This is a genomic window from Mesorhizobium sp. M0983 (assembly GCF_040318975.1).
Lineage (GTDB): Bacteria > Pseudomonadota > Alphaproteobacteria > Rhizobiales > Rhizobiaceae > Mesorhizobium.
Genome location: NZ_JAMYNH010000001.1, coordinates 30,352 through 40,320, shown reverse-complemented (window position 1 = coordinate 40,320; position 9,969 = coordinate 30,352). Strand labels below are relative to the sequence as shown.

Annotated in this window: 13 protein-coding genes; all 13 read right to left on the bottom strand. The window is 63.9% G+C overall.

From position 1 onward, the window contains the following. Positions 1-38: 38 nt before the first annotated feature. The 13 genes from NKH71_RS00340 to NKH71_RS00280 all read right to left on the bottom strand — a co-directional run bounded on the left by NKH71_RS00340 (position 39) and on the right by NKH71_RS00280 (position 9,969). The gene (locus NKH71_RS00340) at positions 39-731 is read right to left on the bottom strand and encodes an HI1506-related protein (RefSeq protein ID WP_352894068.1); all 693 of its coding nucleotides are present in this window, start codon (positions 729-731) and stop codon (positions 39-41) included. A gap of 99 nt (positions 732-830) precedes the next feature. Next, a complete protein-coding gene (locus NKH71_RS00335) occupies positions 831-1,004 on the bottom strand; it encodes a hypothetical protein (RefSeq protein ID WP_352795488.1) in 174 nt (57 codons plus the stop codon). Between the two features lie 109 nt (positions 1,005-1,113). Continuing rightward, a complete protein-coding gene (locus NKH71_RS00330) occupies positions 1,114-2,007 on the bottom strand; it encodes a Mu-like prophage major head subunit gpT family protein (RefSeq protein WP_352894067.1) in 894 nt (297 codons plus the stop codon). Positions 2,008-2,020: 13 nt separating this feature from the next. Continuing rightward, complete coding sequence (locus NKH71_RS00325) at positions 2,021-2,755, bottom strand: hypothetical protein (protein WP_352516668.1); 735 nt, start codon at positions 2,753-2,755, stop codon at positions 2,021-2,023. Beyond that, positions 2,755-3,912, bottom strand: a complete 1,158-nt coding sequence (locus NKH71_RS00320) for a phage protease (RefSeq protein ID WP_352894064.1) — start codon at positions 3,910-3,912, stop codon at positions 2,755-2,757. The genes NKH71_RS00325 and NKH71_RS00320 overlap by 1 nt, the downstream gene beginning before the upstream one ends. 298 nt (positions 3,913-4,210) lie before the next feature. Next, positions 4,211-5,011 carry a phage head morphogenesis protein gene (locus NKH71_RS00315; RefSeq protein WP_352813545.1) on the bottom strand — a complete coding sequence of 267 codons (801 nt, stop codon included), beginning with the start codon at positions 5,009-5,011 and terminating at the stop codon, positions 4,211-4,213. A 4-nt stretch (positions 5,012-5,015) separates the two neighbouring features. Continuing rightward, positions 5,016-5,168 carry a hypothetical protein gene (locus tag NKH71_RS00310; protein WP_352453352.1) on the bottom strand — a complete coding sequence of 51 codons (153 nt, stop codon included), beginning with the start codon at positions 5,166-5,168 and terminating at the stop codon, positions 5,016-5,018. A gap of 11 nt (positions 5,169-5,179) precedes the next feature. After that, complete coding sequence (locus tag NKH71_RS00305; protein ID WP_352894062.1) at positions 5,180-6,757, bottom strand: DUF935 domain-containing protein; 1,578 nt, start codon at positions 6,755-6,757, stop codon at positions 5,180-5,182. Then, positions 6,757-8,442: a terminase large subunit domain-containing protein gene (locus tag NKH71_RS00300; RefSeq protein ID WP_352894059.1), complete on the bottom strand. Its 1,686-nt coding sequence runs from the start codon at positions 8,440-8,442 to the stop codon at positions 6,757-6,759. Before NKH71_RS00300 ends, NKH71_RS00305 begins: the two co-directional genes overlap by 1 nt. Positions 8,443-8,769: 327 nt before the next feature. Next, entirely contained in the window at positions 8,770-8,964 is a 195-nt protein-coding gene (locus NKH71_RS00295; RefSeq protein ID WP_352894056.1) for a hypothetical protein, read from the bottom strand. Next, entirely contained in the window at positions 8,961-9,164 is a 204-nt protein-coding gene (locus NKH71_RS00290; RefSeq protein WP_352894054.1) for a hypothetical protein, read from the bottom strand. Before NKH71_RS00290 ends, NKH71_RS00295 begins: the two co-directional genes overlap by 4 nt. Further along, positions 9,161-9,379: a hypothetical protein gene (locus NKH71_RS00285; protein ID WP_352546912.1), complete on the bottom strand. Its 219-nt coding sequence runs from the start codon at positions 9,377-9,379 to the stop codon at positions 9,161-9,163. The genes NKH71_RS00290 and NKH71_RS00285 overlap by 4 nt, the downstream gene beginning before the upstream one ends. After that, positions 9,376-9,969: a DUF3486 family protein gene (locus NKH71_RS00280; RefSeq protein WP_352894052.1), complete on the bottom strand. Its 594-nt coding sequence runs from the start codon at positions 9,967-9,969 to the stop codon at positions 9,376-9,378. The genes NKH71_RS00285 and NKH71_RS00280 overlap by 4 nt, the downstream gene beginning before the upstream one ends.

The window sequence follows — 9,969 nt, the reverse complement described above, 5'->3', positions numbered from 1 at the left end:
CAGCGGCACGAGCCAAATGGGCAGGAAGACATGCACGGTCAGATCAGCTCCACGACCAGGTTCGGTTCGGCGAAAAGGGCCTCCAGCTGCTCGGGGCCTTTGAACGCCTCCATGGCGTGCTCGACCGGCGCCTTGGAGTGGGCGATGCCGGCACGGCGGAACCCGTCGAGCTTCGACCGGATGCGAACGCCGCTCGGCACATCTCCGTCAGCATTGGCTGCCTGCCAGGCGTCGATCGCGGCGGCTATGCGCGGGAACTTGGAGCGGAACTCGTTCTCTGCCGTGCCGAGGCGCGTGTCCAAGTCCTTCAGGGTGCCGTAGTCCATTTCGTCCGGATCGCCTCCCGGCCCGTTGAATTCGTCGTTTGCGAGAAATTGAGGGAGCGACTCGGCGGAGCCGGCCCCATTGCCGGCTCCGCCCTGGCCCTCACTCTCCGGGGGGTTATCGGGGGAAATGGTCCCCGTCGCCTGTGGCGACGGGGCATCCGGCGCGTGCTCGACAACCGCACGGCCGGATGGTTCCACGGCAGCGTTTGTCGTCGCTACCGTGGTTGGGCTGGCCGCCGAAGCGGTTACGCCCTCTTGAATGGTGGAGCTGTTCTCCGTCGCTGCCCCCAGCGACGGAACGGCCGGTGCCAACATGGTGGCGCCGGCTTCAGGCGAAGCATTCGCCGCGATATTCTGATCCGCGACTACTGACTTCGCATTGCGGGTTCTCGGGGCTTTCGCCATCGTTCAATCCTCGTTTCCGGGTCTTTGAAAAGGAGCCTTCGCGGGCTGCTTTTCGAAAACCCGCCGGCCGAAGCCGGCAGGGCGAAATTCGGCAGCGTCCTATCCGGCGTTGGAATCGACTGGGACTTCCGTAATAGAAAAGGTGCTGCTTGCCGGGTGAGGCAGAAAGAACGACCGCTCCTCGCCAGGGTTGATTTCGACCGGTTCGCGGTCGTCCTGCTTGACGGTGGCGCGGAAGTTGCCGTTCACGTGGACTTTAACTGTCGTGGTCATAGGGGTTCCTCTTGGGTCTTGCGGAAGAAGCCGGGCTTCGGCTGCTTCCGAAAAACCCGCCGGCACCCGTTGGGCGGTGCCGGCAGGCCAAAGGTGCGATCGGCTTCGATCAGCCGAGCAGCGGGACCTTCACGACTTCCGCCGCCTTGAACCAGATGTTGCTGTCGCCGCCATTGATCAGCATGGTTTCGACGATCTGCTTGGCATCGGCTTCGAGTGAGGGCGGGACGATCAGCTTGGTCGGGTTGATGTTGATGACCTGGCCGTTCTTCTTGCGGATCGCGGCCATGGCTTCCCGCGCCGCCTGGAAATTGGCGGGGGTCAGGGTTGCCTTGGACATATGGGCGAGCTGCCACAGGCCGAAGCCGGCGTTGCAGCGGCCGTCGACGCCATACATGAACTGACCCTTCATGAAGACGTTGGTGTCGGTCTCCCGGTCCATCGGCACAAGCTTGAACGGCTTTCGCTTCTGGAACACCATCGGCTTGATCACCCGGGTGTCGTCGACCAGGTACCAGGCCGGGCCGGCGCCGGCGGTGAAGTTCGAGACTGAGGTCTCCGCACCGTTCTCGTCGAAGCCGGGATGGTCGGTGTCGAAGAAGTTCTGGCCATCGTAGCAAAGGGTGGCGTCGCCCGCCTTCCAGAGTGGCCAGACGAGCTGGTCCGGAAACTCGGCCGCGTCCTGGCCCATCTGGCTGGCGATGGTCGTGTAGAAGCCAAACTGGTCATCCTCGATCGAGGAGCGCTTGACGCCGATCGTGCCCTCGAACTCCTTGTTGCGGACGATATAGGTCTGTGCCGACAGATCGTGGACGAGGCGATCACCGACCCATTCGCGGATGCCGGGAAGATCGTCCATGCGCGGATACTCGTTCATAGCCGTGCTCGAAGGCACGTCCATGCCGACCGTCTTGTAGAGGGTCGTGGTCGTTTCGAGCCGCGCGTTGAACGCGGTGCTGAGCCCCGTGTAGACGCTGCGCAGCGTGGAAGCATTAATGTCCATCTGAAGCCTTCTCCTACTGCGCGATCTCGGCGACGACGGTCGCCGGAGTTGCGGTTGCGTTGGTTCCGCCGACCGTGAAGCTGATCACGTCGCCGGGGTTGACCTCGTTGAGGGCGGTCGGCACCACCGTGTCCACGTCGCCCGCGGCCGAGCCGGCCTGGGTGATGGTGATGACGCCGGTGGTTACCGGAACGCCGTTGATGGCGCAGGTGATGGTGGCGTCCCCGGTGGTCAGGATGCCGTCGGTGACGCTGCGCAGCCGGGTGATGCGGCCCTTGACGGATGCGATCGTCCTGGTGACGCCGGCGCCGACCAAGGTAGCGATGCGGGTGGCCAGCGGGATCATGACCTTCTCCGCTGCCGGGATATCGATCCAGGTGCGGCCATCGCCAATGCCGGCGATCGTGCCCGCCAGGAGGCGACCGCCTGAGCCGTCGAAGCTCAGCGTCTGATCGTCGACGGCATAGACCGGCCGGCCGATGTCTACCTCGTCGGCAGCGAAGACTAAGCCGAAGCAGCCGCGAAGCGCCTCGACGTTCAGATCGCCGTCGGCGCCGTCGCGGTTGTCAACATTGCCTTCAGCCAGGCCGACGATGGACACCGCTCCTGCGGTGCCGGCGGGAACCGCCATGCCGGTTGCTAGCAGGGCTACGATCGACTTCCGGAAGATGCGGACACCCGACTTGACCGGGTAGCCGAAGCGGTCGCCGGAGCGAGCCGGGATTTCAAGATCCTTGGACGCGACCATCAGACGGTTTCCTTGTTGAGCTTGAGGGTCTCGGCGAATTTCTTCGGATCGAGGCCCATGGCGTTGCAGACGGCGATGTCGGCATCCGACAGGCCGACGTTGTCGCCGTCCGGCTTCTTGGACGTGCGGATCTGTGACGCCGTCATCACCGGCGCGTTGCCAACGAAGGTGTCGAAGGCCTTGAGATCGGCCTTGGCGTAGCCGAGCGCCCATTCCTTCTGGGCCGGCGCGATCTTGCCAGCCTCGATCGCGCTATTGACTGCCTCGCTGGCCTTGTCGGCGGTCAGATCCTCGCGCAGCTTCTTCAGGTCTCCCTGGAGTTCGGTGACCATCGCGATCGGCACGAACTTGGTCGGGTCCACCTTGCCGGCGATCGCCGACTGGACCGCCGTGACGATGTCGTCGGGCTTGGCGTCGGCAGCGAGGCCGGCGGCGGCGGCGAGCTTCGTCCGATCAGAGACGATGGAATTGACCGCCGTCAGGATCTCGGCCTGATTGGCCGTCTCGGCTAGACCGGCGGCCTTGGCGATCGCCTTGCTGCTGGTCTGCATGGTGTTGATGGCAGCGACGACGCTGTCTTCGGTCGTACCTTTGGCAAGGCCAAGGGCTGCAAGGATTTTTTCCATGCTGTCTCCGGTTGGGTTGTTGAGAGGGAAAAGAGCACTCGCCGCGACCGCGACCAGGTCGAGGTTCGGCGTGTTGGTCAGGCCGGCCATGCGGATGGCGAGCACCCGGCCGGTGGTCTTGTCGTGGAAGAAGACGGGCGACAGGTACCGGTACTCACTGGCCTTGATCGCGGTGGCCGCCGCCACAGTCCATTCGACGCGGCCCCAAATGCCGTCGTCGCGCGCCTGCAGCTCCTTGATCCAGCCGGCAGCTTTCGCTGTTCCGCCAACACCCGGCACGGCGCTGAAGACGGCCTGGTGGTCATAGTCGATGACGAGGTCGGTCGAGCCGGCGTAGCGCTGTGTGTTGGCGACGATGGTTTCCATGGATGCCTTGTCGCCGGTCACCCACGGACCCTGGCCGGTGCGCCCGGAAAAAGTTCCGGCCGGCGTCAGCTGCACCCACGAACCATTCGCATCCGCCGGCGTCAGCGCCGTGGAATGCGAAGCGACCAGGGCGGCCGAAAGAAGTGCGGCAAGTGCGTTTTGCATCGCCGGACATTGGCCCGGCCGACGCCGTCAAATCATGCCCGCCATGGCGGGCGGTGGTCGAAGCTTGGGGGATCGAACTGGCGGGACCGATCGTGACAGGTCCGCCGCCGAATTCGCAAGGCAACGGTAGCCGAGCGAGAGGCAACCGGCAAGGCTGCGTTACGATCACCTCGCTCAGGAGTCAGATAGCCCCTAAAATCGGTTTTGAACGGGTCTACAGCGGCAAACGGCGCTTCGCGCACCAGTGCCACGCCCCACGGGCCTCCTGTGCGGCTGTGCGGCGATCCTGTGGGGACGGTCAGGACGAAGGGAGAAGCCAGTCGGACGCCCCGGACTTTCGCGCCAGATCCTGCTCGACGACAGAGAGGTAGCCCGCCTTTCCGGGATTGTAAGCCCAGCCCGGATCGATGCCATCCGGAACGGTCGTGACCTCGCCGGTGCGGTTGTTGACGAACTTGCGCATCGTGCCGGACACCGGCTCGAACTTCAGGATCTCGCCCTCTCGCTGCAGCCGGTCGATGTCACGCTGCGAGAGGCTCTGCAGCGTGCAATGGCAGTTCCACCCGTTGGGGCATGCATGGGTGTTCCACCAGGGATGGTCGACCGGCAGCACCGTGTTGTGCCAGAGCGCATGAAGCGGGCGCGGGTGCTCCTGGCCTTCCAGATGGACATAGCGCAGGAACGGCCGTGTGGCCTTGTTGCGCTCGAACGACGACCAATGGCCGGCGGCATAGCTCACCCGCATGTTGACGTCGAAGATGGTGGTGAGCCGCCTGACGCTGCCGAGCTGCGACCAGCGGGTTTCGCCGGAGAGCGGATCAAAGGCAGGCTGCTGACCCCACCAACCCTTTGTCTGAAGCAGCGGCGTCAGCTCGGCGCCGAACTGGGCAAAGGTCTTGCCCTGCGAAAGGGCGACCAGCAATGCCTGGTAGATGTCGCCCAGGATGTCGAAGCCGGCCGACTTCGCCACCGTGAAGCTGCGGGCATGCACGTCCTGCCAAGTGTCCAGCCAGGAGAATTCGGGATCGAAGCGCTGGCCGCGCGCAAACAGCGCCGCGATCGCATCGGCCGGCGGCAGTGGCTTCAGATCTGCGGTCACAGGCTCAACCGATCCTGCCCGACCACCATAGCGCCGCGAGCATCCAGATCACGATCATAGCGGCGCTGTATGCCATGCCGTGCCCATTTCGGCGTTTGGAGTTGATGAAGAAGCCGAGCAGGGCGAGGAACGAACAGAGCGCGAAGAAATAGACCATCGGAGTTCCCTTCAGAGCGTGTCGTCAACTTGGCCTGCGAGCAGGGCTGCAAATGCCGATCGGGCGAGCAGCTCGGTCAACGCGGCGGCATCGAGCCCGGCAAAGCGCTTTGAAAGCAGCGCCTTCACATCGGCTACGGAGCTGGCGGCTGCGATCTCCGCGTCGAGGCCGGCTACGATCGGCGAGACCAGCGGCTCCCAATCGGCCAGCATGGCGTCCGTCGAGCGCTCGATCGCATCGCGGGTGCCGGTGCCCGCGGTGGAGTGGACCGTCTGTTCGGTCTCGCCGGGTTTCAGTGGCGGGGGCGGGTTGTCATCAGGCGGGTCAGTCGGGGCCGGACCTTTCGGTGGCACGAGCAGTTCTTCGCCCTTGGCGGGGTCTGGAAGGCCGATACGATCACGCATCGTCGACATCCCGACTTTCAAGCCCAGGGGAACAAGTTTGGTCACATTGTCGACCAACGATTTGATGTCGACCTGCTCCGGCCGGCCGATCAAGATCCTTGGATACTTTTTTTGCGGCCCGAAATTCAGATCGACCGTCGGCCGGGTGAGGTCACGGTTCAGCGTGGCTGCGATCTGGCGGCCGTCGGCTTTCTCGATATCCTCACGCACGCCGTCATGGGTTTTGCCGACTGCATAGCCGCCAGCGATTGCATCCGTTGTTCCCGTCTGTCCGAGCACCACCTTGGACGTCTGCTGGTCGAGCCAGTCGGCGCGCTCCTTATAGAGCCCATGCGACCCCGAAATGTCGGCCTTAATGAACTCGACTGCCATCGACGCGGGGACTATGGCGGCATAGTCGACGCCGATGTTGCTCACCGCATCAAGCAGGATTTGCTTGTCCTTCTCGGACGCGCCGGCGTCATATTTTCCCAGGCGGAGCGGCTGGCCATAGGCTTCGCAGAAGATTGCCCAATCCTTGATTGTGAAGCTCTTGAACAGAAAGGTCCATGCGACGGCACGCGCGATGCCGCCCCGGATCGGCAGGCCGGACTTCACCTTGGCCGAATGGTAGATCCACTGATAGGGATTGAGCGGGACGTTCTGGCCTGCGTCACGCAGCAAGGGCGTTTCACCGTCGACCTGATCGAAGACAAACCAGCGCGGATCGCGCCACGCCAGTCGCTTCGGCCGCCATTGTCCTTCGGACGTGTCCCAAATGATCTCCGTGCAGGAGAAGCCCTTTCCGACCGCGTCGAGAATATCGAACAGCTCGTCCTCGAAGCCGTCTCGCTCGATGACTTCACGCACCAGGTCGGCATGCTCGACACTGGCGGCATCCTCGCCGGCCGCTTCAACGGTGATCTCTAGGCCAGAAACCTGCCGCTTGCGCACGCCAAGCACGCCGGCATAGTGCGGATCGCGCTCCTCCATGTCTTCAGCCAGGGCGAGGTAGCTCTCGGGATCGTTGTCAATCGACGCCCGCAAGATGCCGGCCAGCCGGCCGGGGGTGAGGCCAGCCGCCGGGTGAAGGGCATCGTGGCGGCGAACGCCGCTGCCAGTCGGAGCCGCCTGCTCGACCTTCAAGGCGGCTTTGGCGATCGGGCGGCCGTAGCGGTCGACGATCCCTTTGAATTCTTCAGCCATTAGAAAATCCCACGGTTGCGGCGGGCGGATGCCATACGGAAGCTGCCCTCGATGTCATCGGACCGGTTCCGCCACGCGCCCTCCGAACTTTCTTCAAAGCGGCTCTTGGCGATCGCTGCCGGCTGATAGGCATATTCGTGCCACTGCATGCGGCTGGCGAAATACGCCAGGACGAGCGCGACCGCGAAATCGCCGTGCCGCTTGGCGCCGGCCATGCCAACGCGCTCCGGCGGGATCGACGGTATGCCGCGGATGATCTTGACCAGGCGAAGATCCACCGCATGCTCGGCGTCCCTGGTCAGGGCGATGTCGGCGTCTTCAAAGGCTGTTTTAAGCGGCGGGAAATTCTCGTTGTACCAGTTCTGGCTGAGCGTCACCGACCAGACCAGGCCGCCGGGTGTCTCCTCGGTGTGCAGGCCGAACGACCGGCCGAGATCCTCGGCAAGGTTCATGCCGACGCCGGTCGCGTCCACTGCTGCCCCGCAGAGCCGCGGCGCCCGCTTCAGCATCAGGGTGGCGATTTCCTTCTGCTCCTGGAACGGCACGTTGCGCAATTCAACGGTGAGCGCTGCCTCGCGCCGAAGCACCTTGTCGATCGACAGCAGCGACATGATTGCAGGATCGGCCTTGCGCGCCGGGTCATAGCCGAAGGCGTGCTGGCGGTTCTCGTCAAGTCCGTCGACCACTTTCTTGATCGCGTCCAGATGCGGCGCCATCAGATGCCGGCGCTCCAGCTCGGGCCGGTGCAGGAAATCGAGTGGCAGATTGATGCGGATGACGGGAGCCTCTTCCGGCGTCAGCGTCATGCGCGCTTCGATCAGCGGACTGGTCAGCCATGCGCCGGAGCCCATGGACGGAATGCAGAACAGCTCCTCGTCGGCGCCGTCGCCGTAAAAGTCGATGATGTCCTGGCGCCACGCTGCCTCGCCCTCGGGCGACCACTCCTCGCCCTTCACCAGGCAGATGCGCTGGTAAAACCCTTCCAGCAGCGCCTGGTCGAAATCGATCTTCAGGTGGCGGAACTTCGGTTGTCGGCCGCTCAGGATGTCCTGGACCTGAACGTTGAATTCGTTGTCGGCGCCGTTATGGGTCGAGCAGACTACGACCTGGCCGCCCCACATCAGGTTGGCCAGGGCGGCTTTCAGGAGTTCCTTCAGGCTGTCGACGAATGCCGCCTCGTCGATGATGACCAGGCCCTGCTTGCCGCGAAGCGTACGCGGTGCCGACGACAATGCCAGGATTTCGAAGCCGGACGCGAACTGGATGCGGAAGGCTTTGATTTGCCGGGTCTCACCCGGATGGGCCGCGTCCGTGTCGTCGAACAGGAACTCTTCCTGGGCAATAGCGGCGTGCGCGAAAGCCCTGGCCCACATGGCGCAGGCGTCAATGAATTCGCGCGTCATCTCCTGCGAATAAGAGATGTACATGGCGTCCATGCCGCCGGCATCCTTGGCCCGGCCGGCGCGCAGCACGGCATAGGAGGCCAGCGCCCAGGTCTCGCCGATGCGCCGACTCTTCTCGATGAACAGGACCCGGACAGCCGTGCTTTCGAGCAGCGAGACGGTGCGGCTCTGATAACCGACCAGCACGCTGGGCAGCCCGACGCTTTGGATGACGTGGTCGAGGTTCGCCATGCTCTCGCGGCGAACCTTTTCCCATTCCTCTTTGGAGATCGGGCCGGTCATATTCCGGCGGCCCTTTCGATCGCCGCCCGCTTGCACCGATCCCAGGCGCGGCCGCAAAGCCGATCGAGCTTCACCGCCTGGAGTCGCGGCGGCGATCCGGGCGGATAGGTCCAGAACCCATTATCCCCGAACAAGCGACGATAGCGTCGATAGAGCTTGGATTTGCGCCGCCGCAGGTGAACGGAAATCGCGATCCAGTGAGGCCCGCAGATCCACTCACGGCAATCGGCCTTGCGCGTACGCCGGCAGAACGGAACCAGGCAATGCAATCGGGCTGACATCAGTTCGCCCTCACGCCGATGATATGCGCGTTGATCGCCTCGCCGTTCATGCGCCAGTCGCTTTCTCAAAGGCCTTGGTCACCTTCTGAATGCAGGCGTCGAGCCGCCGGATGTATTCGTCGACACCGATCCATGCCGGCAGCTTGCGCCGCTTTTCAGCGGCCTGCATCTCCAGGCGCAGAGCGTTGTTGAGGCATGCTGCCTCGTCGGTCGATAGCTCCAGGCGGATCGTGTTGCTCAATGCAGGCCTCCTGCAGACTTGTCCGACCACGCGAAGTTGAAGGTGTGCACCAGAAGTTCGGCATTCGCCGGATGATTGTCTCCGGTCGTGCCACCGATCGGGATGCCGTTGCCGTCGAAGATGACCGTCGTCGTGGCGCTGGCGCCCGGCGCGGGCGACCGCGGCAACGCGATTTTCGCGACCTTCTTGCGGTCGTTCATGTCGAGCCGATCCCGTCATAGACTTCCTCAACCGTCGCCAGGGCCGAGCGGAGCTGCCGGAGATAGGCGTCGGTCATTTCCTTGTCGCCCGGCGCGACGGGATAGCCCACAACCGTCAAGCGCCGTTCGACGTTGGCGATCTCATGGACAAGCAGGCCGCGCAAACAGCCGAAGTCGAAGGCCGAAAAGGTGACTGAGATTGCCGGATGCGTCATGATGCCCTCACGCCCAGGATTTGCGCCTTGATCGCCTCGGCCGTCTCGGCCGACATGCCCTTCGCCTTGGCGACGGTATCGACGGCCTTTTCGACATCGGCCTTGAACTCCTTCGCCACCTTGGTGCGCCGGTCGCTGGAAACGCTCTGCGCCTGCGTCGCCATCTTCAGTGCCGTGGCCAGCTGCATCGCGCCGATCGGCGCCAGCCCGCTCTCGCCGGCATCGGTCAAAAGCTCGAACACCAGCGTCTTGATCGCTTCGGCCGCGATCAGCGTCAGATCGTCCGAGCTTTGCGCGTCGAACCGTTTCGAGATTGTGGCGGCGATCTCGCGGGTGTCTTCCAGCCGGCGCGTCATCATCGCCAACTTGATCGAATAGCGATTGAAGGCCGAGAAAGAGGGGATGACGAATTCCAGCTCGCCTTTGTGCTCGGCCTGCAGGGCCTGCATCTTCAGGAAGAATTCCTCGTAGATCTCGCTCTGCGTACGATCGCGGTCCTGCAGCGCGGTGGCCGCCCAGGTGATGATCGGGCCGCACTCCTCGGGCAGGCGCTCGATCGCCGAAAGCTGACCTCGGCCTTTGCGCGCCAT